Raw genomic sequence first — 22,112 nt, 5'->3', positions numbered from 1 at the left:
CCCCCGGTGACGGACGCCGCCGGGTGGCGGCGTCCGTCCCGGGAGTTCGCGACTACCGGTGCGCTGTGCGGGGGTTCCCGGCCGGCGACGGGCGCCAGGTCCGCAGCCGGAGGCTGTTCGCCACCACCAGCAGGGAGCTGGCGGACATGGCGAGCGCGGCCAGCATCGGGTTGAGCAGGCCGGCGGCGGCGGGCGGGATGAGGACGGCGTTGTAGCCGAACGCCCAGACCAGGTTGACGCGGATGGTGGCCAGGGTGCGGCGGGCCAGGCCGACGGCGACCACCAGGGACTCGATGCCGCCGGTGGTGAGGGTGAGCCCGGCGGCGCCGATCGCCGCGTCGGTACCGCTGCCGAGGGCGATGCCCAGGTCGGCCGCGGCGAGCGCGACCGCGTCGTTGACGCCGTCGCCGACCACCGCGACGCTCCGGCCGGACGCCCTCAACTCGCCGACCAGGTGGGCCTTCTGCTCGGGGGACATCCCGGAGTGCACCTCGCCGATGCCGAGGTGTTCGGCGACCGCGCGGGCCGCGCCCGGTCCGTCGCCGGTGGCGAGGACGGTCTCCAGTCCCATCCCGCGCAGCCGGTGGACGGCACGGTAGCTGCCGGGGCGCAGGGTGTCGCCGACGGCGAGCAGCGCCGCGCAGGCACCGTCCAGTTCCACCGCCACCGCGGTGTGCCCGGCGGACTCGGCGCGGGCGAGGGCCTCGCGCAGCCCGGACGGGAGGTCCACCGCGCCGGGCCGGACCACCCGGACCCGGCGGCCCTCCACCGTGCCCTCCACGCCGAGGCCGGGGGTGGCCCGGAACCCCGGGACCACGGGCGGCGGACCGTCGGCGGCGGCCACCAGCGCACGGGCCACCGGGTGTTCGGAGCCGTGCTCGACGGCGGCGGCCAGCCGCAGCACCTCGGCGGCGGTGTACCCGGGGGCCGGCGTCGTCTCCGCGAGGCGCATCCGGCCCTCGGTCAGGGTGCCGGTCTTGTCCAGGACCACGGTGTCGATCCGGCGCAGGCTCTCCAGCGCCTCCGGGCCGCGGATCAGCACCCCCAGTTCGGCGCCGCGCCCGGTGGCGGCGAGCAGCGCGGTGGGGGTGGCGAGGCCGAGAGCGCAGGGGCAGGCGACCACCAGGACGGAGACGGCGGCGGTGAGCGCCTCCTGCGCGCCGGCGCCGGTGCCCAGCCAGAAGCCCAGGACGGCGACCGCGATGCCCAGGACCACCGGGACGAACACCCCGGCGACGGTGTCGGCCAGCCGCTGGGCGCGGGCCTTGCCCACCTGGGCCTCGGTCACCAGGGCGGTGATCCTGGCCAGCTGGGTGTCGGCGCCGACCGCGGTGGCCCGTACCACCAGCAGGCCGCCGACGTTGAGGGTCGCGCCGGTCACGCGCCGGCCGGGGCCGGCCTCCACCGGGACGCTCTCGCCGGTGAGGAGGGAGGTGTCCAGGGCTGAGGTGCCCTCGACCACCACGCCGTCGGTGGCGACCTTCTCGCCGGGGCGGACCACGAACTCCTGGCCGGGCAGCAGCCGCTCGATCGGGACGAGCTGCTCACCACCGCCGTCCGGGAGGCGCAGACAGACCTGCTTGGCGCCCAGTTCGGCCAGCGCCCGCAGGGCGGATCCGGTCCGCCGCCGGGCCCGGCCCTCCAGGTACCGGCCGCACAGCACGAACAGCGGGACGCCGACCGCCGCCTCCAGGTAGAGGTGCGCGCCGCCGCCGGACGCGGTCAGCGAGAACGGCATCCGCATGCCGAAGGCGCCGGCGCCGCCGAACACCAGGGCGTGCACCGACCAGGCGAAGGAGGCCACCACGCCCAGGCTGACCAGGGTGTCCATGGTCGCGGTGGCGTGCCGGAGGTTGCGCAGCGCACGGGCGTGGAAGCCGTACGAGCCGAAGGTGACCACGAACGCCGCCAGCGCCAGGCAGGCCCACTGCCAGCCGCGGACCTGGAGCGCGGGCACCATCGAGATCACGATCACCGGGACGGCGGTCACCGCGGTCAGCAGCAGGCGCAGGCCCTCGTCCGGGTCGGCCGCCCGGTCGTCGGCGGGCGGGGTGGCGTCGGTGACGGGCTCGGCGGTGTAGCCGGCGCCCTCCACGGCGGCCACCAGGTCGGACACCGGAACGGCGGCCGGATGCAGCACCCGGGCCCGGCCGGTGGCCAGGTTGACGCCGGCGCTGACGCCGGGGAGTTTGGCGAGCTTCTTCTCCACCCGGGCCACGCAGGCGGCGCAGGTCATCCCGCCGACGGCGAGGTCGGTGGTGCGGGGTTCGGGGGTGGTGCGGGCCTGATGGGAGGGAGCTGCTGCCGGGTGGGGGCTCATCGGACGGACTCCGGGGTGACGAGGAGGGTGGGGAGGGCGTGGGTGTGCGGGGCCGGGCGGGGGTCGTCGTTCCCGGAGGCGGGGCGGAGGGGGCCGAGGAGGTGGCCGGCGGTGAAGGAGACGGCGAAGAGGAGGACGAGGAGCAGGAGGAAGGCGAGCAGCGTTCGGAGGGGGTGGGACGCGGGGGTGGTGGTGGTTGTGGTGGTGGGTGGGTGGTTCATCGGGACTCCGTGGGAACGGGACGGTGGGAGGGTCGGGGTCACCGGGTCAGCCGGCGAGGGCGGTGACCGGGTGGGGCGGGCGGGCGTCGGGCGTCTCCGCGGCCCGTATCAGGGCGATCAGGTCGTCCCGGGCTCGGGCCACCCGTGAGCGGACGGTGCCGATCGGGCATCCGGCCACCAGGGCCGCCTCCGCGTAGCTCAGTCCGACCACCTGGGTCAGGACGAAGGCCTCGCGCCGCTCGTGGATGACCGCTTCCAGCAGGTCGGCCAGCGCGACGCCGTCCTCGAACCCACCGGAGCTGCGGGGTTGCTGCTGTTCGGCGGCGGCCTCCCAGTCCGGGAGGGCGGCGCAGCGGGGCCGGGCGGCGGCCCGGCGGTGGCGGTCGACGACCGTACGGCGGGCGATGGACAGCAGCCAGGTACGGGCGGAGGAACGTCCGGCGAAGCCGGGGAGGGAGCCGAGCGCGCGGAGGAAGGTCTCCTGGGCGAGGTCGTCGGCGGACTGGACGTCGGCGAGGTGGGCGACGAAGCGCCAGACGTCCCGCTGGGTGGCCCGGACGAACGCCTCCACGGAGTGGGGGCAGCCGGAGCGGGCGGCGGTGAGGGCGAGGGCGGTCAGCTGCTGGTCATCCACGGGACACCGCCGGGAGGGGGGTGGCGGGGGCCGACGGGGCGGACCCGAACGCGAGGGGGAACCCACCGAGCGCGGTGGGAGCCGCGAGGGGAAGGAGGTGCGGGTTCCGGGCTTCCGCCTCGCGCAGTTCTCCCCGTCCCTGGGGGTGCGCGGTACTGCGGCGCTGGGTGGGATCGGGGTGCGGGTGGTGGTGCGGGAGCATGGGGGGATGAGGTGTGGCGAGTTCCGGGATGCCGTGGCGGCGTGGGTGGACGGGGAGGCCGGCGGTGAGCCGGTGGGGATGGGGCACCTGGCGGGGTGTGCCGGGTGTGCGGAGTGGGTGGAGGGGCTGCGGCGGCTGCGGTCGTTGACCGAGGCGGCGCCGGGGCCGTCCGAGGAGTGGGAGCGGGGTCTGCTCGCCCGGCTGGGTGTGGTGCCGGGTCCGGGTGGTGGCGAGGGGTACTCGTCCGGGGTGCATTGAGCTGTCCTGGGTCAGGGTGGACGGCGGTGCGCGCGTCGGCGCGGTCGCCGATCGGGTGGCCCGGTACCGGCCCTCGCCGTGGTGGGTGGCGCCCGGGCAGGCCGGGTCGCCGCCCGGCCGGGAGGCGGGGCGCTGCGGTGAAATGGGGTACGGGCCAGGCCTCCGCGCGGGCGTGTCGGCGGCGCGGAGGTGACCGGTCCGCGCGGTCGGGTGGGGTCGGCAGCGGCTGCCGGGGGCAGCGCGCGAGCGGACCGGCGGCCCGAGGGGCGGACGGAGGGGTCAGGCGATCGGCAGCGGGCCGGGCGGTCCGCGCCGGACCAGGACGGAGGAGAGCAGGGCCGAGCGGGGGGTCCGGACGGCCCGCCAGGCGGGCCGGAGGGCCGGCACCGGCCGGGGGCGCCACGGCCGGAGCAGCAGCAGGGCCGGGACGAGGACCGCGGCCAGCGTCCCGAGCAGGTCGAACACCCCGGTGATCGCCGCCTCGCCGCGCCAGAGCAGCAGGGCGCAGGCGAGGGCCGCCAGGAGGTGGCCCGCCAGCATCCCGGCCGACACGCCGTGCGTGGTCGCCGCCATGGCGGCGGGGTCCATCGCGGCGTGCAGCCCGTGTCCTCCGCCGGAGTGTCCGCCCGGCTGGGGGAGGGTCGGCAGCCCGGAGAGCGCGAGGGCCTCCGGGTCGAGGCCTGCCGCCCGGGCCAGGTCCTCGGGCGGGCGGCCGAGCGCGGCCGGGTCCCGGGTGCACAGCAGCAGCCGCGTCCAGTCCACCGGGCCGGGTCGTACGGCCACGGTGGTGGGCGCCGACAGGGCCGGTGCGCACTCGAACAGCAGGTGGAGGGCGGCCTGGGCGGCCGTCATCCAGAGCGCGCCCACGGCGAACGGGCGGCGCCGTCCGCCGAGCAGCCAGCTGCCGCCCGCCGTACCGGCGAAGGCGGCGAGCAGGACGGGCCAGGGCAGCGCCGCACCGTCGCCCGCCATGGCGGCGTGCGCGGTGGCGGACATCGCCACGCAGGCGGTGGCGAACACCGCGGCGCGGAGCATACGGGGCTGCCAGGTCGTCACGATGCCCCTATCCTCGCACCCACTCCCCGCAGCGGTCTCGTCACCCCCCGGATCCGACACCCCGAACCTGACGGTCCGACAGGTGTTCGCGCAGGCCGCGCCACGTGCGGCACGGCACTCGGCGACCCGGGGAGTGCAGCGAGTGAAAGGTCACACCGGCAGGCCCTGCTGCGACCAGGTTCACGGGCACTAACCTGCCCTTATGACGGTCCAGCCCGAAGGGCTTCCTCTGGCCGCCGAGTTCCCGGATGCGACCCGCGAGCAGTGGCAGCGCCTTGTCGAAGGCGTGCTGCGCAAGTCGGGTGCGCAGGACGTGACCGGCGAGCAGGCAGAGGACGCGCTCTCCACTCAGCTCCAGGACGGCCTCCGCGCCCGTCCGCTGTACACCGCCGAGGACGCCCCGGCCGACGCCGGCCTGCCCGGCTTCCCGCCGTACGTCCGGGGCGGCCGCCCGCAGGGCGCGGCCGAGTCCGGCTGGGACGTACGGCAGCTCCACGCCGACCCGGACCCGCGCCGGGCCAACGAGGCCGTACTGGCCGACCTGGAGAACGGCGGCAGCTCGCTGTGGCTGCGGCTCGGCGCGGCGGGCCTGCCCGTCGCGGCGCTGCCCGAGGCCCTGACCGGCGTGTACCTCGACCTGGCCGCCGTGGTGCTGGACGCCGGTGCCGAATTCCGGCCCGCCGCCGAGCGGTTGTTCGCGCTGCTGGCCGAGCGCGGGGTGTCCGCCGAGGCCGCCTCGGGCAACCTGGGCGCCGACCCGCTGGGCCTGCTCGCCCGGACCGGCGACGACGCCGCCACCGAGGCGCTGCTCGCGGACGCCGCCGCGCTGGCCGCCGAGACCGACCGGACGTACCCGAACGTCCGCGCCCTGGTGGTGGACGCGCTGCCGTACCACGAGGCCGGCGCCTCGGCCGCGCAGGAGCTGGGCTGCTCGCTGGCCACCGGTGTCGCCTACCTGCGCGCGCTGACCGGGGCCGGCCTGCCGGTGGACGCGGCCGCCGGTCAGCTGGAGTTCCGTTACGCCGCCACCGAGGACCAGTTCCTCACCATCGCCAAGTTCCGTGCCGCCCGCCGTCTCTGGGCCCGGGTGGCCGAGGTCTGCGGGGTCGCGCCGGCCGCGGCCGCGCAGCGCCAGCACGCGGTGACCTCCAGCGTGATGATGACCGCCCGCGACCCGTGGGTGAACATGCTGCGCACCACGGTGGCCTGCCTGGCCGCCGGGGTCGGCGGCGCCGAGGCCGTCACCGTGCTGCCCTTCGACGAGGCCGTCGGCCTGCCGGACGCCTTCGCCCGCCGGATCGCCCGCAACACCCAGGCGATCCTGCTGGAGGAGTCGCACCTGGCCCGGGTCGTGGACCCGGCCGGCGGCTCCTGGTACGTGGAGCGGCTCACCGAGGAACTCGCGCAGGCCGCCTGGGCCTGGTTCCAGACCGTCGAGGCGGCCGGCGGCCAGCGGGCCGCGCTGACCTCCGGGCTGGTCGGCCGGACCGTCGCCGAGACCTGGGCCACCCGCTCGACGGCGCTGGCCAAGCGCCGCGAACCGGTCACCGGCGTCAGCGAGTTCCCGAACCTGGCCGAGCAGCCGCTGGTCCGCGAGAGCGCCCCCGCCCCGCTCGGCGGCGGCCTGCCGCGGGTGCGCCGCGGTGAGGCGTACGAGGCGCTGCGGGACCGCTCGGACGCGCACCTGGCGACCACCGGCGCCCGTCCGCGGCTGTTCCTGGCAGCGATCGGCACGGCGGCGGCGTACACCGCGCGGTCGACCTTCGCCGCCAACCTGTTCCAGGCCGGCGGCATCGAGACCGTCTCCGCCGAGGGCGTCGACCCGGCCGCGCTGGCCGAGGCGTTCACCGCGAGCGGTGCCCCGGTGGCCTGCCTGTGCTCCAGCGACGGCCTGTACGAGGAGCACGCCGAGGCGGTCGCCAAGGCGCTGAAGGCGGCCGGTGCCGCCGAGGTGCTGCTGGCCGGCCGGCCCGGCGGGCGGCGCGAGGCCTACGAGCGGGCGGGAGTGGACGCGTTCGTCTTCGCGGGCGGCGACGCGGTCGCCGTCCTCACCTCCCTCCTCGACACGATCGGAGTGGCGCGATGATCCCCGACTTCACCACCGTGGACCTCGGGGGCGGCGCTTCCGGGGCCACCGGCGAGCAGTGGCGGGCCGCCTGGCGGCAGGCCACCGGCAAGGACGTGGAGGAGCAGGTCTGGGAGACCCCGGAGGGCATCGGCGTCAAGCCGCTGTACACCGCCGAGGACCTGGCCGGGCTGGACTTCCTGGGCACCTACCCGGGCGTGGCGCCGTACCTGCGCGGCCCGTACCCGACCATGTACGTCAACCAGCCGTGGACGGTCCGCCAGTACGCGGGCTTCTCCACCGCCGAGGAGTCCAACGCGTTCTACCGCCGCAACCTGGCGGCCGGTCAGAAGGGCCTGTCGGTCGCCTTCGACCTGCCGACCCACCGCGGCTACGACTCCGACCACCCGCGGGTGACCGGCGACGTGGGCATGGCCGGCGTGGCGATCGACTCCATCTACGACATGCGTCAGCTCTTCGACGGCATCCCGCTGGACCGGATGTCGGTGTCGATGACCATGAACGGCGCCGTGCTGCCCGTGCTGGCGCTGTACATCGTGGCGGCCGAGGAGCAGGGGGTGCCGCCCGAGAAGCTGGCGGGGACCATCCAGAACGACATCCTCAAGGAGTTCATGGTCCGCAACACCTACATCTACCCGCCGCAGCCGTCGATGCGGATCATCTCGGACATCTTCTCGTACACCTCGCAGAAGATGCCGCGGTACAACTCGATCTCCATCTCCGGCTACCACATCCAGGAGGCCGGTGCGACCGCCGACCTGGAGCTGGCGTACACGCTGGCGGACGGTGTGGAGTACCTGCGGGCCGGCCTCGGCGCCGGGCTGGACGTGGACGCCTTCGCGCCGCGGCTGTCGTTCTTCTGGGCGATCGGCATGAACTTCTTCATGGAGGTCGCCAAGCTCCGCGCGGCCCGCCTGCTGTGGGCCAAGCTGGTCAAGCAGTTCGACCCGCAGAACGCCAAGTCGCTGTCGCTGCGCACCCATTCGCAGACCTCGGGCTGGTCGCTCACCGCCCAGGACGTGTTCAACAACGTCACCCGCACCTGTGTGGAGGCGATGGCCGCGACCCAGGGCCACACCCAGTCGCTGCACACCAACGCCCTGGACGAGGCGCTGGCGCTGCCGACCGACTTCTCGGCCCGGATCGCCCGCAACACCCAGCTGATGCTCCAGCAGGAGTCCGGCACCTGCCGGGTCATCGACCCGTGGGGCGGCTCGGCGTACGTCGAGAAGCTCACCCACGACCTGGCCCGCCGCGCCTGGCAGCACATCCAGGAGGTCGAGGCGGCCGGCGGCATGGCCAAGGCCATCGACGCGGGCATCCCCAAGCTGCGCGTGGAGGAGGCCGCCGCCCGTACCCAGGCGCGGATCGACTCCGGCCGCCAGCCGGTGATCGGCGTCAACAAGTACCGGGTCGAGAACGACGAGCAGATCGACGTGCTCAAGGTCGACAACTCCTCCGTCCGCGCCCAGCAGATCGAGAAGCTGCGCCGGCTGCGCGCCGAGCGCGACGAGCAGGTCTGCCAGGACGCCCTGAACGCGCTGACCCGCGCCGCCGAGGCGGGCTCGCAGGGCTCGTCGCTGGACGGCAACCTGCTGGCGCTGGCCGTGAACGCGGCCCGGGCGAAGGCCACCGTCGGTGAGATCTCGGACGCCCTCGAGAAGGTGTACGGCCGGCACTCCGGCCAGATCCGTACGATCTCCGGTGTGTACCGAGACGAGGCAGGACCGTCCGAGGGCGTGCAGCGCACCCGTGAACTGGTCGAGAGGTTCGAGGAGGCGGAGGGCCGGCGTCCCCGCATCCTGGTCGCCAAGATGGGCCAGGACGGCCACGACCGCGGCCAGAAGGTGATCGCCACCGCCTTCGCCGACCTGGGCTTCACCGTGGACGTGGGCCCGCTGTTCCAGACCCCGGCCGAGGTGGCCCGCCAGGCGGTGGAGGCCGACGTGCACATCGTCGGCGTCTCCTCGCTGGCGGCCGGGCACCTCACCCTGGTGCCGGCGCTGCGGGCCGAACTCGCCGAGGCGGGGCGCGAGGACATCACCATCGTGGTCGGCGGCGTCATCCCGCCGCAGGACTTCGACGCCCTGTACGAGGCCGGCGCCGCCGCGGTGTTCCCGCCCGGCACGGTCATCCCGGACGCGGCGTACGACCTGCTCAGGTCGCTGGCGGCCGACCTCGGCCACGAGCTGTGAGCGGTTGAGGATGCCGCCCCGGACGATCGACCTCGACCAGTACCGGCAGGGTGTGCTCGACGGCTCGCGCGCCTGGATCGCGCGGGCCATCACCCTCGTCGAATCCACCCGGCCCGACCACCGCGAGCTCGCCCAGCGGCTGCTGGTCGACCTCCTGCCGCACTCCGGCGGCGCGGTCCGGATCGGCATCACCGGCGTGCCCGGTGTCGGCAAGTCGACCTTCATCGAGGCGTTCGGCACCATGCTCACCGGGCTGGGCCACCGGGTCGCGGTGCTCGCCGTCGACCCGACCTCCAGCCGGACCGGCGGCTCCATCCTGGGTGACAAGACCCGGATGGAGCGGCTGGCCGTCGACCCGAGCGCCTTCGTCCGCCCCTCCCCCACCGCCGGCACCCTCGGCGGCGTCGCCCGGGCCACCCGGGAGTCCATGGTGGTGATGGAGGCCGCCGGGTACGACGTGGTGCTCATCGAGACGGTGGGCGTCGGCCAGTCGGAGACCACGGTCGCCGGGATGGTCGACTCCTTCCTGCTGCTCACCCTGGCCCGTACCGGCGACCAGCTGCAGGGCATCAAGAAGGGCGTCCTGGAGCTGGCCGACCTGGTCGCGGTGAACAAGGCCGACGGCCCGCACGAGCGGGACGCCAAGGCCGCGGCCCGCGAACTGGCCGGCGCCCTGCGGCTGCTCCAGCCGCCGGACGCCGCCTGGACGCCGCCGGTGCTCACCTGCAGCGGCCGGGACGGCGCCGGGCTGGACACCCTGTGGGAGCGGCTACGGCAGCACCGCAAGGTGCTGGACGCCACCGGCGCGCTGGCCGGCCGGCGCCGCGACCAGCAGGTGGAGTGGACCTGGGCGATGGTGCACGACCAGCTGCTCAACCGGCTGCGCGAGCACCCGGAGGTCCGGCGGATAGCACCGGAGGTGGAGCGGCAGGTCCGCGAGGGCACCCTCACGGCCACCCTCGCCGCCCAGCGGATCCTGAACGGCTTCGCCGCCGACCCGGTCTGACCCGCCGGTCCCGGCAGACCACCACCGGGGGCGCGGGGGAACCTCCCGCGCCCCCCTCGTGGTGACCCCCGTGCCGACACGCCCTCGTCCGACGGTCCGCCGGCGACCCGGCCGGGTATCGTCGCGGCGGTGAGACGAATCGTCCTGATGAGTGGGGTCTCCCTCGACGGGTACATCGAGGGCCCGGACCGCGAGATCGACTGGCACGTGGTCGACGACGAACTGCACCGGCACTTCAACGAGTTGATCGCCGGGATGGGTGGGATCCTCAGCGGGCGCGTCACCCACCAGCTGATGGCCGACTACTGGCCCACCGCGGACCAGGACCCGGCCAACTCCGGGACGGTCGCCGAGTTCGCCGCGATCTGGCGCGAGAAGCCGAAGATCGTCTATTCCCGCACGCTGGAGCGGGCGGAGTGGAACACCACGGTGGAGCACGAGGTCGACCCGGACCGGGTGGCGGCGCTCAAGGCCGAGCCGGGCGGGGATCTGGTGCTCAGCGGTGCGGAGTTGGCCCGGGAGTTCCTCCGGCTGGGCCTGGTCGACGAGTTCCGGATCTACGTCCACCCGGTGCTGATCGGCCGCGGCAAGCCGCTCTTCCCGGCCGGCGACCTCCGGATGGGCCTCCGGCTGACGGAGACCCACCGGTTCGGCAACGGCGTGGTGCTGCTGCGCTACGAGCTTTCGGAGCCCGCGAACTGACGCTGCGTCAGGTAGTGCGGGATATCCGCTTGGCGCCGGGCCCACCCGGCGGTGAGGATGCCGGTATGGACGACACCACGCATCTGACGCACCTCCCGACCCCGGACGGGGTCGCCCCCGCCACCGGCTACACCCATGTGGTCACCGGCACCGGCCGCATGGTGGCGGTCTCCGGGCAGGTGGCCCTGGACGGGAACGGCGAGCTGGTCGGCCCGGGCGATCCGGCCGCCCAGGCCCGGCAGGTGTTCGAGAACCTCCGGCGCTGCCTGGCCGCGGCCGGCGCGGGCTTCGCGGACGTGATCAAGCTGACGTACTTCGTCACCGACATCGCCCACCTGCCCGCCGTCCGCCGGGCCCGCGACGCGTACGTGGACCCGGCGCGGCTGCCGGCCAGCAGTGCCGTCCAGGTGGCCGCGCTGTTCCGGCCCGACGTGCTGCTGGAGGTCGAGGCGCTCGCCCTCGTCCAGGACTGAGCCCCGGCCCGGCGACGGGTACGGGTACGGGAAGGCCCCCGGTCCGGACCGCCGTGCGGCAGCCGGGCCGGGGGCCTTCGTCACTCCCCGCGGGGAGCGGCGGACCGGGGGGCTCAGCCCAGGGTGGCGATGGCCTCGTTGAAGGTCTTCGAGGGGCGCATCACCGCGGCGGCCTTGGCCGCGTCGGGCTGGTAGTAGCCGCCGATCTCGGCCGGCGAGCCCTGGACGGAGATCAGCTCGTCGACGATGGCCTGCTCCTGCTGGGTCAGGGTCTCGGCGAGCGGCGCGAAGGCCGCGGCGAGCTGGGCGTCGTCGCTCTGCGCGGCCAGCTCCTGGGCCCAGTACATGGCCAGGTAGAAGTGGCTGCCGCGGTTGTCGATGCCGCCGAGGCGACGGCTCGGCGACTTGTCCTCGTTGAGGAAGGTGCCGGTGGCGCGGTCGAGGGTGTCGGCCAGCACCTGGGCCCGGGCGTTGCCGGTGGTCTGGGCGAGGTGCTCGAAGCTGACGGCCAGGGCGAGGAACTCGCCGAGGCTGTCCCAGCGCAGGTAGTTCTCCTTGACCAGCTGCTGGACGTGCTTCGGCGCGGAGCCGCCGGCACCGGTCTCGAACAGGCCGCCGCCGTTCATCAGCGGGACGACCGACAGCATCTTGGCGCTGGTGCCCAGCTCCAGGATGGGGAACAGGTCGGTCAGGTAGTCGCGCAGCACGTTGCCGGTGACCGAGATGGCGTTCTCGCCGCGGCGGATGCGCTCCAGGGAGAACTTCGTCGCCTCGACCGGCGACTTGATCTCGATCTGCAGGCCCTCGGTGTCGTGCTGCGGCAGGTACGCCTTGACCTTCTCGATCAGGACGGCGTCGTGCGCGCGGCCCTCGTCCAGCCAGAACACGGCCGGGTCGCCGGTGGCGCGGGCGCGGCTGACGGCCAGCTTGACCCAGTCCTGGATCGGCGCGTCCTTGGTCTGGCACATGCGGAAGATGTCACCGGCGCCGACGACCTGCTCCAGCACCACGGCACCGGAGGCGTCGACGACGCGGACCGTACCGGTGGTGGGGATCTCGAAGGTCTTGTCGTGGCTGCCGTACTCCTCCGCCTTCTGCGCCATCAGGCCGACGTTCGGCACGGTGCCGATGGTGGCCGGGTCGAGGGCGCCGTGGGCGCGGCAGTCGTCGATGACGGCCTGGTACACGCCGGCGTAGCTGCTGTCCGGGAGGACGGCGAGCGTGTCGGCCTCCTGGCCGTCCGGGCCCCACATGTGGCCGGAGGTGCGGATCATGGCCGGCATGGAGGCGTCGACGATGACGTCGCTCGGCACGTGCAGGTTGGTGATGCCGCGGTCGGAGTCGACCATCGCCAGGGCGGGGCCGGCAGCGATCTCGGCGTCGAACGAGGCCTTGATCTCGGCGCCGTTGGGCAGCGACTCCAGGCCCTTGAAGATGCCGCCGAGGCCGTCGTTCGGGCTCAGGCCGGCCGCGGCGAGGTCGGCGCCGTAGGTGGCGAAGGTGTCCGGGAAGAAGGCGCGCACGACGTGGCCGAACACGATCGGGTCGGAGACCTTCATCATGGTGGCCTTGAGGTGCACCGAGAACAGCACGCCCTCGGCCTTGGCGCGGGCGACCTGGGCGGCCAGGAACTCGCGCAGCGCGGCGACGCGCATCACGGAGGCGTCGACGACCTCGTCGGCCAGGACCGGAACGGACTCGCGCAGCACGGTGGTGGTGCCGTCGTCGCCGTGCAGCTCGATGCGGAGCTTGCCGCTCTCGGCGATGACCGCGGACTTCTCGGTGGAGCGGAAGTCGTCGACGCCCATGGTGGCCACGTTCGTCTTGGAGTCGGCCGTCCAGGCGCCCATGCGGTGCGGGTGGGCCTTGGCGTAGTTCTTGACCGAGGCGGGGGCCCGGCGGTCCGAGTTGCCCTCGCGCAGGACCGGGTTGACGGCGCTGCCCTTGACCTTGTCGTAGCGGGCGCGGATCTCGCGCTCCTCGTCCGACTTCGGGTCGTCCGGGTAGTCCGGCAGCGCGTAGCCCTGGGCCTGCAGCTCGGCGACCGCGGCCTTGAGCTGCGGGATGGAGGCCGAGATGTTCGGGAGCTTGATGATGTTCGCGCCCGGGGTCTTGGCCAGCTCGCCGAGCTCGGCGAGGGCGTCCTCGATGCGCTGGGCCTCCTCCAGCCGCTCCGGGAAGCTGGCGATGATGCGGCCCGCCAGCGAGATGTCGCGGGTCTCCACGGTCACACCGGCCGTCGAGGCGTAAGCCTGGACCACCGGCAGGAACGAGTAGGTGGCCAGGGCCGGGGCCTCGTCAGTGTGCGTGTAGATGATGGTCGAATCAGTCACCGGTACTCCGAGTCGCGTCGCGTCTCCAACGTCTTGATATCAAGATATCTCGTGATCACTCCTCCGGGAAATTCCTCGCCGGGAGCTGTTATCAGCGCCTCACCCGAACGCTCTCCCAGATGCCGGACCGACCGGCCGCATACGAGGACAGCGGAGCACAGATGTTTCCCGAGGACGACCAGCCCACCCACCTCCTGCCCCCGGTGGTGGAGGACCACCCCGCCGGGGCGCCGGAGGGACGGCGGCGCGGGCGGCGCGCCGCGGGCGGGCGGCACGGCCGCGGCCGGTCCGCGGGCGGGCGGCTGGGCGCCGGCCTGGTGATATCCGGCGCGGCGGCGGTCACCGCGATCGGGCTCGGGGCCTACCTGCTCACCGGCCCGGACGGCACCGTCGCCGCGCCGGTCGCCGCCGGGGCCTCCGCGCCCGCGCTGCCCACCGGCCCCACCACCGCGGACCCCGCCGCGCCCACGGCTGGCGCCTCGCCCTCGGCGGCCACCGCCGCCCCGGCCGACACCGCCTCGGCCGCCCCGACCGCCGCCGTCTCCCCCACCGCCGCCGCGCCGACCACCGCGGCCCCGGCACCGTCCGCGCCGGCCAGGTCCGTCCCGACCAAGCCGGCCGCCGCGCCCACGGCCGACGCCCCCAAGCCCGGCGGGCCGGCCGTCGGGACCGCCGCCGAGTTCGCCCGGCAGGTGGTCGACCTGACCAACGCCGAGCGGGCGAAGGCCGGCTGCGGGCCGCTGCAGGCGGACAGCCGGCTGCAGGCCGCGGCCCAGGGCCACGCCGACGACATGGCCGCCCGCAACTACTACGAGCACTCCAGCCCCGAGGGCAGGCACGCCGACGACCGGATGCGGGCGGCCGGCTACCCGGTGGGCGCCTGGGGCGAGAACATCCACCGCAGCCCGCGGGACGCGGCCGCCGCCGTCCGCGACTGGATGAACAGCCCGGCGCACCGGGAGAACATCCTCAACTGCGCGTACAAGCACCTGGGCGTGGGCGTGAACATGAGCGCGAATGGGCCGTGGTGGGTGCAGAACTTCGGCAGCCCGCGCTGAGGCGGGCGCCGCGTGGGGGGCGCGGGGAGGGTGCGCGGGAGGCGGCCGCCTCCGTCGTCGCGCGGGTCCCCGCGCCCCCCGGGGCGGCCCCTCAGCGGGTACGGGCGAGGTCCAGCACCCAGAGGGTGCCGCGGGGGCTGGGGACGGAGGCGGCGCCGGCGTCCTTGTAGCGGCAGTCGAGCATGATCTGCTGGTGGATCGCGCCGTCCGTCCAGTCGTTGACCACGGTCTTGGGGTCGGTGGGCCCGCGGTCGAGGTTCTCGCCCCACATGCCCCACTCGTAGCCGGCGGCGGTGATCCGGTCGTCGGCGTGCTTGCCCTCGGGGCTGGCGTGGTCGAAGTAGTTGCGGGCCGCCATGTCCTGGGCGTGCTTGCGGGCCGCCGTGGTCAGCCGGTTGTCGATCTTCAGCGCGGGGCAGCCGGCCTTGGCGCGCCGCTCGTTGATCAGGTCGATCAGCACCCGGTCCGGTCCCGGGGCGCTGGTGGAGGGTGCGGCCGAGCTGGTGGCCGGGGCCGGGCTGGGCGTGGCCTCCGGGGTCGGGGTGGGGCTGGGGGTCTCCTCCGGGAGGGAGACGACGGTCGGGGCGGCGGCGACGGTCGGCGCGGCCGGCGGCGGCTGGACGGCGGGCGGCTGCGGGGCGGGCCAGACCAGGACCGCGAGCACGCTGAGGGAGACCACGCCGCCGGCGGTGGCGGCGACCTTGGTCCCGACCGCGGCCGTGGTGTGACCGCCGGCCGCGGCCTGTTCGGCGCCGGGCGGGGGCGTGCCGGGGCCGGCGGCGCCCTGGGCGGCGGAGCCGGCGTCCGGCCCTGCGGGCGGGGCCCCGGATCCGGCGGACGCGCCGTGCGAGGCGGCGTCCGGACCGGCGGGCAGGGTGCCCGGTCCGGCCGGCGCGGTGGCGTTCGGGAGCAGCGCCGAACCGAGGCCGGGGAGGGCCGGGAACCCGTTGATCGGGACGACCAGGGCCATGCCGGCCAGCAGTCCCTCGGCGGGCACCAGGTCCAGGCCCTGCCGGGAGCAGCGGGTGCAGGCGCGGACGTGCCGGTTGATCCGCTTGCGCCACAGTGGCGCCGGCCTCCCGTCCCAGGGCGCGAGCAGGTCCTCCAGCTCGTGGCAGCGCGGCCGGGCGGCGAGCACCCGGACAGTCACCCGGCCGATCTCCAGCTGGCCCTTCATCCGCTGGACCCGGACCGCGGCGTGCTGGGGGGTGACGCCGAGGGATTCGGCCAGCTCGGCGCGGTCCAGGTGGCCGGCGGCCTCCTGCCACCAGAGGGAGAGCAGTTCGCGGTCGTTGTCGTCGAGCCAGCGGGTGGCCTCGGCCACCTCACGGCGCTGGCCGGAGAGCCCTAGCCGGAGGATGGTGAGCCCGGTGAAGTCGCCGCCCGGGTCCGGGAGCGCGCTGAGACGGTCCAGCTCGGGGATCGGGCCCTGCTGGCGGGCGGTCCAGCGGCGGCGTATCTGGTTCATCGCGATGGCGATCAGCCAGGACCGGAAACTGGACGGCTCGCGCAGCCCGGCGAGGCCGTCGAGGGCGCGGAACATGGTCTCCTGGACCACGTCGTCCACATCGGCGTGCCCGTCCAGGGCGCGGCCGACGACGTTGTAGACCAGCGGCATGTGCTCGGCGACGAGCTGCTCGCGCGCCCGCCCGTCACCGTCCCGCGCCGCGCGGACGAGGTCCGTCATCGCTATGTCGTTGCTGTCGTGCATACCCTGCCCGGTCTGCCGTGCGTGTGTACCTGTCGGGTAGGAGATCCGCCGAGACGGCCCCGATTACAGGAACTCGACGAGACTTCCGGGGGCTGTTGCCGCGGTGTCCCCGGCACGGTGCGCACCACCGTGCCGCCGGCCCGATCCGGCCGCCGCCACGGGGTCGCACGGGCGACCGAGGATCGTACGGCCGCACGCCGCCGACATCAGCCCGCGCAGACTCTGCCGTACGAAGGGGCGCCGGCGCCAGTGGCCTGACCTGGCGGTCCGTACCGGGCCCTGCGGTTCCACCGGCCGTGACGCCGCCGCTACACCCGCGCCCCCGGTGTGGCCCCAGGCGCGGCCGGGGCGGCGGAAGGTAGAGCCGATCCGACACGGTGTCAATGACTCCTGACGTTTCCACGCCGCTTTCCAGCGGTCGCAGTAGCCTGATGTGCCTGATTCGCCCTATATCTGTCATTAATCGGAGATGTACCAGTCCGCCCCAATGCTGGAGGTGCCACGTGGTGGTTCCCGCGGCCCGGATCGTGTTCGACGAGAACGATCGCGCGGCAGTCGCCGACGCGGTGACGGAGATCCTCTCCACCGGCGCGCTCACCCTCGGCCCGTGGACGCAGCGGTTCGAGAACGCCTTCGCCACCGAGCACGGCGCCTCGCACGCCGTCGCCCTCGCCAGCGGCACCGCCGCCCTGGAGGTGATCCTGCGCACCGTCGGGGTCCGCGGCCGCGACGTGGTCGTCCCGGCCGTCACCTTCTACGCCACGGCCGGTGCCGTGCTGCACGCCGGCGGCCGGCCCGTGCTGGCCGACGTCGACCCGGCGACCCTCGCCCTCGGCCCCGACACCCTCCGGGCGGCCCTCACCCCGGACACCGCGGCGGTCGTCCTGGTCCACATCGGCGGCCTGATCACCCCGGACGTGGACGCCCTGCGCGCGATCTGCGACGAGCGCGGCATCCCGCTGGTCGAGGACGCCGCGCACGCCCACGGCAGCAGCTTCCAGGGCCGCCCGGCCGGCACCTTCGGCCTGGCCGGGGCCTTCTCGTTCTACCCGACCAAGGTCACCACCAGCGGCGAGGGCGGGATGATCATCACCGAGTCCGCCGAGCTGCGCGACGAGGCCCGGATCTACCGCGACCAGGGCAAGGGCGCCTTCACCGCCAACCACCACGTTCGCGAGGGCGCCTCCTGGCGGATGAGCGAGCTCAACGCGGCCGTCGGCACGGTCCACCTGCGCCGGCTCAAGGAGTTCGTCGAGACCCGCCGCCGGGTCGCCCGGCGCTACGACGCCGCCCTCGCCGACCTGGCCGGCATCGAGCCGATCACCGAACCGGCCGGCTGCCGCGGCAACTACTACAAGTACGTCGCCCTGCTGCCGCACGGCGTCGACCGCGCCCGGTTCAAGCAGGCCCTCGCCGAGGACCACGGCGTCCGCCTCTCCGGCGAGGTGTACGACCTGCCGCTGCACCACCAGCCCGTGTTCGCCGACCACCGCGGCGGCCCGCTGCCGGTGGCCGAGGACGTCTGCGCCCGCCAGATCTGCCTGCCGGTCCACTCGGACATGACCGAGGACGAGACCGACCAGGTGATCGAGGCCGTGGCGGCCGTCCACCGCCGACTCGCCGGATGACCCGGCCGGAGACAGGAGTGGCACAGTGCGCGTAGCCGTCACCGGTGGGTGCGGATTCATCGGCTCGCACGTCGTGGACCGGCTGCTGGCCGCCGGCCACGAGGTGCTCGCCGTCGACTCCGCCGACACCCACCTCAACCCGGGCGCCGAGTTCGCCCGTCTCGACATCCTCGACCTGCCCGGGCTCACCCGGGCGCTGGGCGGCAGCGAGGTGGTCTTCCACCTCGCCGCCATGGCCGACGTGGAGCAGGTCACCGCGGACCCGGTCCGGGCCGTCCGGATGAACGTCGACGGCACCGCGACCGTCCTGGAGGCCGCCCGCCGCAGCGGCCTCAGCCGCACCGTCCTGGCCAGCACCGTCTGGGTCTACGGCGCCGCCCGCTCCGAACCCGGGCTCGACGGCGAGGAGCAGGAACTCGACGAGCACGCCCCCGTCGACCTGGACCGCAGCGGCCACCTCTACGTGGCCAGCAAGCTCGCCGCCGAGATGCTCGTGCACAGCTACCGCGACCTGTACGGGCAGCACTTCACCGTGCTGCGCTACGGCATCCCGTACGGACCGCGGATGCGCGACGAGCTGGTGATCGCCCGGTTCGTGCAGGCGGCCCTGGCCGGCACCCCGATCACCATCGCCGGCGACGGGCGGCAGACCCGCAACTTCGTCTACGTGGAGGACCTCGCCGACGCGCACGTCCGGGCGCTCTCCCCCGCCGCCCAGGACCAGACCTTCGCCCTGGAGGGGTCCACCGCCATCTCGGTCCGCGACATCGCCGACACCGTGGACCGCCTGCTCGGCCCGGTCACCATCGAGCACATCGAGGCCCGCACCGCCGACTACACCGGCCGGCGGATCTCCGCCGCCCAGGCCAAGCGGCTGCTCGGCTGGTCGCCGAAGACCACCTTCACCGACGGCGTCGGCCGGTACGCCGACTGGTACCGCGCCGGCAACCCCGGCGCGACCCGCTGACGGGAGGCCGGGTGCCGCACGCGCTGCTGGTCTCCGGATCCATCGGCCAGGGCCACGACGTGATGGCCCTGGCCTGCGCCGACTCGCTCCGGGACCGCGGCTGGACCACCGACACGGTGGACGCCATGGCGCTGCTCGGCCGGCGCTCCGGGGCGGCCGGCGAGGCGGTGTTCCGCCGGATGCTCGACCTGCCGGGCGTCTACGACGCCTTCCACTTCTCCGCGCTGCGCCCCGGCAGCCGGATCGCGCTGGCCGCCGACGCCGCCGCCCGCTCCCGGCTGGTGCCGCACCTGCGACGGCTGCTCGACCAGCACCGGCCGGAGCTGGTGGTCTCGGTGTTCGCCACCGCCACCAGCGCGGTCAACCGGCTGCGCGGGCGGCTGCCGGGCCTGCGGCACCTGGTGCTGTGCACCGACGTCACCCCGCACCGGCTCTGGGTCCAGGAGGGCACCGACCTGTTCCTGGTCACCTCCGAGGTGGCCGCCTGCGCGGTGCGGCGCTACCGGCCGCGGGCCCCGGTGGCCGTCCTGCCCGCCCCTCTGCGGGCCCCCTTCTACCGCCCGCCGACCCGGGCGGAGGCCCGGGCCGAGCTGGGCGTCCCGGCGGACGGCCGCTGTGTGCTGCTGATGTCCGGGTCCTGGGGGCTCGGGCCGATCGCCCGGACCGCCGAGCGGCTGGCCGACGCCGGGCCGCACGTCCTCGCCGTCGCCGGCAGCAACAGGGTGCTGGAGCGGCGGCTGCGCGAGGTGGCCCGGCACCGGCCGCGGGTCCACCCGTACGGGTACACCGACCGGATCCCGGCCCTGATGGCGGCCGCCGACCTGGTGGTGACCAGCTCCGGGGACACCTGCAGCGAGGCCCGGGCGATCGGGCGGCGGCTGCTGCTGCTCGACGTCGTGCAGGGGCACGGGCGGGACAACCTGCAGCACGAACTGGAACTCGGACACGCCGACGTCACCTCGGCCCGGCCGGAGGAAGTGGTCCGGGCCGCGCTCGCCGCGCTGGAACGGCCCTCCCCCGCGCCCTCGCCCGGCGCCACCCCGGACGGGTGGCGGACCGGCTTCGCGGAGGCGCTCCGCCGGGTGGGGCTGGCGGACGCCGGCACCGGGTGACCGGGCGTCGGCTTCCGTGCATCAGGGGTGTCCGGCGTTCCGTCTCTGGGACCATGCCCGGGTTCCAGCGGATGGACCGGCCGCGCCCGCAGCGCAACCGCATCCACCTCGACCTGTGCGTCCCGCACGACGAGGCCGCCGGCCGGATCGACGCCGCCCTGGCCGCCGGGGGCCGGCTGGTGTCGGAGCGCCGGGCGCCGGCGTTCTGGATCCTCGCCGACGCGGAAGGCAACGAGGCCTGTGTGACCACCTGGCAGGGTCGCGACTGAACGGCGCCCCCGTGCGACCGCCCGCGCGGGGCTCAGGCCGGGTCGCGGGGGACGGCGGCGAAGACCGGGCCGTCGGTGGCGCGGACGAGCCGGTACCAGCGGAGGTGGCGGTCGAAGCGGGCGCGGCTGCCGGGGGTGGCGGCACGGAGGTCGGCGAGGAGGGCCGAGTCCGGGACGCGGTGGGCCAGTTCGGCGAGGACCGGGTCGGTGGCGGGGGCCCGCAGGGCGGGGGCGGGGTGCAGTGGGAGGTCGGGGCCGTCGGGGTGGAGAGCGTCCCAGAAGTCGTCGGCGTACGAGGAAGGGTCCTCGTCCGGGCCGTACGCGTCGGCGAGTTGCTCGGCGGTGGTGAGCAGGCGGTCCAGCCAGGAGCCGAGCGAGTCGGCCTGGAGGTACAGGCCGCCCTCGCGGTACTGCATCAGGACCTGGCCCCAGCTGCCGTCAGTGGTGATGTCCACCCAGGTCAGGCCGCCTCCGCCGTCGTCCGAGACCACCCAGCGCCGGTCGGGCAGGCCGTGGTCGGACTCCTGGCGGGGGTGGCCGGTGAGCAGGAACTCCACCGGCGGCACGGCGAATCCGCCGACCCGGCCGACCAGGTCCGCCACCGGGCCGGGTGCCGGCCGGCCGCCGGGTGCGGGGATCCGGCCGCCCGGGCGGATCCCCGGGTCGAACGGAACCCGGGCGGCGAGGGCGTGAAGGCGGGCGAGCAGGATGTCTCCGGTGATCACGCCCGCCAGGGTAGCCAGGCTCTTAAGAAGTCACCGGCCTGGCGGTGCCGAAGTCGCGGACGGCCTCGTCCACGATGGCCGTCAGGCGGGCGTGGTGGGCGCCGCGCCAGTAGACCTGGGCGCAGGCGGTACATTCGGCGAACACCTCGAAGGACTTCTCGGTGCCGGCCGCCAGCCGTCCCTGGAGGGACTCCTTGCCGGCCTCGCGGAGCTCGCCGTTGCAGGCGGTGCAGCGCGTCCAGGGCGCCAGCGGCGGGGCGAACCGCGAGAGCACGTCCCGCAGTTGCTCCGGCGGGCGGTGGCTGTAGACGTAGCCGCCGGCCCAGAGTTCGCGGCGGCGCAGCAGGCCGCGGTCGCGGGAGAGCATCACCCGCTGCTCGGCGGCGGAGCGGGCGGCGAGCGCGGCGTCGCCGATGTCCACGCTGTCGTACGCGGCGTCCACGCCGAGCAGGCGCAGGCGGCGGGCGAGGGTGCCGAGGTGGACGTCGAGCAGGAACCGGGCGGGGCCGGGCAGCGGCTGCGGCCGGGTCACGGCGCGGACGGCGACGTGCTCGCCCTCGGCGGGCACGTGCGAGAAGGCCACCGGCCGTCCGTCGACCAGCAGTTCGCCGACCTCGGTGAGCGGGACGCCGAGCGACTCGACCACGTGCCCGAGGCTGGACACCCCGTCGGTGCGGGCCGTCGAGCGGCCGGTGCGCCGGGGCTGGGCCACGAACAGGTGGAGGTCGGGGCTGAAGTCCAGGGTGATCTCGGGTCGTTCCACCGTGCGAGCATGCCAGTCGGCGGGAGGGGTCCGCCAGGACTTTTCGACCGGTGGACACCGTTCGGCCACCCGCTATTGGTCTAGACCTTGCCGGTTCGCCGCTACGGTCTCCCCGTGGAGACCACGGACCGTACGCCGAACATCCCTCCGTCCGAGCGACCCCGGCCGGCACGCTTCGGGCCGCTCAGGGTGCTCGCCCTGGCGGGCTCGTACGGGGCGACCGCGGCGGCGTGGTGGACCACCGGGGTCGGGTTCGCCGGCGCACCCTGGCTGGTGCTGCTCGGGGTCGGCGGGGTCCCGATGATCCTGATGACCGTCGTCCTGACCGCGGCGGCGACCGCCGGGGACGGGGCGCAGACCGTCCTGACCCCGGCCGAGCCCCTCACCCTGTGG

19 protein-coding genes are annotated in these 22,112 nt (G+C 74.9%); 11 read left to right on the top strand and 8 right to left on the bottom strand.

The window, feature by feature from the left end; genetic code table 11:
* Nucleotides 1-52 precede the first annotated feature (52 nt).
* Genes ABWK59_RS31315 through ABWK59_RS31305 form a run of 3 tightly spaced genes read right to left on the bottom strand, consistent with a single transcriptional unit; the run spans nt 53 to nt 3,241 of the window.
* Entirely contained in the window at nt 53-2,320 is a 2,268-nt protein-coding gene (locus ABWK59_RS31315; RefSeq protein WP_354644032.1) for a heavy metal translocating P-type ATPase, read from the bottom strand.
* A complete protein-coding gene (locus ABWK59_RS31310) occupies nt 2,317-2,541 on the bottom strand; it encodes a hypothetical protein (protein WP_354644031.1) in 225 nt (74 codons plus the stop codon). Before ABWK59_RS31310 ends, ABWK59_RS31315 begins: the two co-directional genes overlap by 4 nt.
* 46 nt (nt 2,542-2,587) lie before the next feature.
* Nucleotides 2,588-3,241, bottom strand: a complete 654-nt coding sequence (locus tag ABWK59_RS31305; protein WP_420492875.1) for a sigma-70 family RNA polymerase sigma factor — start codon at nt 3,239-3,241, stop codon at nt 2,588-2,590.
* A 142-nt stretch (nt 3,242-3,383) separates the two neighbouring features.
* Here ABWK59_RS31305 and ABWK59_RS31300 point away from each other — a divergent pair, with 142 nt between their 5' ends.
* The gene (locus ABWK59_RS31300; protein ID WP_354644029.1) at nt 3,384-3,635 is read left to right on the top strand and encodes a hypothetical protein; all 252 of its coding nucleotides are present in this window, start codon (nt 3,384-3,386) and stop codon (nt 3,633-3,635) included.
* 279 nt (nt 3,636-3,914) lie between these two features.
* On the opposite strand, the gene ABWK59_RS31295 is transcribed toward ABWK59_RS31300, so the two are convergent.
* Nucleotides 3,915-4,691 carry a hypothetical protein gene (locus ABWK59_RS31295; protein ID WP_354644028.1) on the bottom strand — a complete coding sequence of 259 codons (777 nt, stop codon included), beginning with the start codon at nt 4,689-4,691 and terminating at the stop codon, nt 3,915-3,917.
* A gap of 202 nt (nt 4,692-4,893) precedes the next feature.
* On the opposite strand from ABWK59_RS31295, the gene mutA reads away from it, so the two are divergent.
* From mutA to ABWK59_RS31270, 5 genes are all read left to right on the top strand, one after another.
* Complete coding sequence (gene mutA / locus ABWK59_RS31290) at nt 4,894-6,777, top strand: methylmalonyl-CoA mutase small subunit (RefSeq protein ID WP_354644027.1); 1,884 nt, start codon at nt 4,894-4,896, stop codon at nt 6,775-6,777.
* On the top strand, nt 6,774-8,972 hold the full coding sequence (scpA, locus tag ABWK59_RS31285; protein ID WP_354644026.1) for a methylmalonyl-CoA mutase: 2,199 nt from the start codon (nt 6,774-6,776) through the stop codon (nt 8,970-8,972). The genes mutA and scpA overlap by 4 nt, the downstream gene beginning before the upstream one ends.
* 10 nt (nt 8,973-8,982) lie before the next feature.
* A complete protein-coding gene (meaB, locus tag ABWK59_RS31280) occupies nt 8,983-9,978 on the top strand; it encodes a methylmalonyl Co-A mutase-associated GTPase MeaB (protein ID WP_354644025.1) in 996 nt (331 codons plus the stop codon).
* Between the two features lie 129 nt (nt 9,979-10,107).
* Nucleotides 10,108-10,680 carry a dihydrofolate reductase family protein gene (locus tag ABWK59_RS31275; protein WP_354644024.1) on the top strand — a complete coding sequence of 191 codons (573 nt, stop codon included), beginning with the start codon at nt 10,108-10,110 and terminating at the stop codon, nt 10,678-10,680.
* 65 nt (nt 10,681-10,745) lie between these two features.
* Nucleotides 10,746-11,153, top strand: a complete 408-nt coding sequence (locus tag ABWK59_RS31270; RefSeq protein WP_354644023.1) for a RidA family protein — start codon at nt 10,746-10,748, stop codon at nt 11,151-11,153.
* Between the two features lie 113 nt (nt 11,154-11,266).
* Here ABWK59_RS31270 and ABWK59_RS31265 read toward each other — a convergent pair whose 3' ends face one another.
* Nucleotides 11,267-13,486, bottom strand: a complete 2,220-nt coding sequence (locus tag ABWK59_RS31265; protein WP_354644022.1) for an NADP-dependent isocitrate dehydrogenase — start codon at nt 13,484-13,486, stop codon at nt 11,267-11,269.
* A 119-nt stretch (nt 13,487-13,605) separates the two neighbouring features.
* Between ABWK59_RS31265 and ABWK59_RS31260 the strand changes: the two genes are divergently transcribed.
* On the top strand, nt 13,606-14,544 hold the full coding sequence (locus tag ABWK59_RS31260) for a CAP domain-containing protein (RefSeq protein ID WP_354644021.1): 939 nt from the start codon (nt 13,606-13,608) through the stop codon (nt 14,542-14,544).
* A 91-nt stretch (nt 14,545-14,635) separates the two neighbouring features.
* On the opposite strand, the gene ABWK59_RS31255 is transcribed toward ABWK59_RS31260, so the two are convergent.
* Nucleotides 14,636-16,255 (bottom strand): sigma-70 family RNA polymerase sigma factor, encoded by a 1,620-nt coding sequence (locus tag ABWK59_RS31255; protein WP_354644020.1) that lies wholly within the window; start codon nt 16,253-16,255, stop codon nt 14,636-14,638.
* Nucleotides 16,256-16,758: 503 nt separating this feature from the next.
* Here ABWK59_RS31255 and ABWK59_RS31250 point away from each other — a divergent pair.
* Genes ABWK59_RS31250 through ABWK59_RS31235 form a run of 4 tightly spaced genes read left to right on the top strand, consistent with a single transcriptional unit; the run spans nt 16,759 to nt 20,231 of the window.
* Nucleotides 16,759-17,883 (top strand): DegT/DnrJ/EryC1/StrS family aminotransferase, encoded by a 1,125-nt coding sequence (locus tag ABWK59_RS31250; protein WP_354644019.1) that lies wholly within the window; start codon nt 16,759-16,761, stop codon nt 17,881-17,883.
* 25 nt (nt 17,884-17,908) lie between these two features.
* Nucleotides 17,909-18,850: an NAD-dependent epimerase/dehydratase family protein gene (locus tag ABWK59_RS31245; RefSeq protein ID WP_354644018.1), complete on the top strand. Its 942-nt coding sequence runs from the start codon at nt 17,909-17,911 to the stop codon at nt 18,848-18,850.
* An 11-nt stretch (nt 18,851-18,861) separates the two neighbouring features.
* Nucleotides 18,862-19,962 (top strand): MGDG synthase family glycosyltransferase, encoded by a 1,101-nt coding sequence (locus ABWK59_RS31240; RefSeq protein ID WP_354644017.1) that lies wholly within the window; start codon nt 18,862-18,864, stop codon nt 19,960-19,962.
* A gap of 20 nt (nt 19,963-19,982) precedes the next feature.
* On the top strand, nt 19,983-20,231 hold the full coding sequence (locus ABWK59_RS31235; RefSeq protein ID WP_354645159.1) for a VOC family protein: 249 nt from the start codon (nt 19,983-19,985) through the stop codon (nt 20,229-20,231).
* Between the two features lie 32 nt (nt 20,232-20,263).
* On the opposite strand, the gene ABWK59_RS31230 is transcribed toward ABWK59_RS31235, so the two are convergent.
* Both ABWK59_RS31230 and ABWK59_RS31225 read right to left on the bottom strand, forming a co-directional pair.
* Nucleotides 20,264-20,956 (bottom strand): SMI1/KNR4 family protein, encoded by a 693-nt coding sequence (locus ABWK59_RS31230; RefSeq protein ID WP_354644016.1) that lies wholly within the window; start codon nt 20,954-20,956, stop codon nt 20,264-20,266.
* Nucleotides 20,957-20,978: 22 nt separating this feature from the next.
* Nucleotides 20,979-21,719 (bottom strand): Mut7-C RNAse domain-containing protein, encoded by a 741-nt coding sequence (locus tag ABWK59_RS31225; protein WP_354644015.1) that lies wholly within the window; start codon nt 21,717-21,719, stop codon nt 20,979-20,981.
* Between the last annotated feature and the right edge of the window lie 393 nt (nt 21,720-22,112).

This window comes from Kitasatospora sp. HUAS MG31, assembly GCF_040571325.1.
Lineage (GTDB): Bacteria > Actinomycetota > Actinomycetes > Streptomycetales > Streptomycetaceae > Kitasatospora > Kitasatospora camelliae.
Note: the sequence above shows the minus strand (reverse complement) of the source record. Positions and strands in the feature narration are given on the sequence as shown.

Excerpts from the sequence above, each read along its gene's own strand:
- ABWK59_RS31300 (WP_354644029.1), top strand. The coding sequence starts at position 3,384 with ATGAGGTGTGGCGAGTTCCGGGATGCCGTGGCGGCGTGGGTGGACGGG.
- ABWK59_RS31260 (WP_354644021.1), top strand. The coding sequence starts at position 13,606 with ATGCCGGACCGACCGGCCGCATACGAGGACAGCGGAGCACAGATGTTT.
- ABWK59_RS31310 (WP_354644031.1), bottom strand. The coding sequence starts at position 2,541 with ATGAACCACCCACCCACCACCACAACCACCACCACCCCCGCGTCCCAC.
- meaB (WP_354644025.1), top strand. The coding sequence starts at position 8,983 with ATGCCGCCCCGGACGATCGACCTCGACCAGTACCGGCAGGGTGTGCTC.
- ABWK59_RS31315 (WP_354644032.1), bottom strand. The coding sequence starts at position 2,320 with ATGAGCCCCCACCCGGCAGCAGCTCCCTCCCATCAGGCCCGCACCACC.
- ABWK59_RS31270 (WP_354644023.1), top strand. The coding sequence starts at position 10,746 with ATGGACGACACCACGCATCTGACGCACCTCCCGACCCCGGACGGGGTC.
- scpA (WP_354644026.1), top strand. The coding sequence starts at position 6,774 with ATGATCCCCGACTTCACCACCGTGGACCTCGGGGGCGGCGCTTCCGGG.
- ABWK59_RS31255 (WP_354644020.1), bottom strand. The coding sequence starts at position 16,255 with ATGCACGACAGCAACGACATAGCGATGACGGACCTCGTCCGCGCGGCG.
- mutA (WP_354644027.1), top strand. The coding sequence starts at position 4,894 with ATGACGGTCCAGCCCGAAGGGCTTCCTCTGGCCGCCGAGTTCCCGGAT.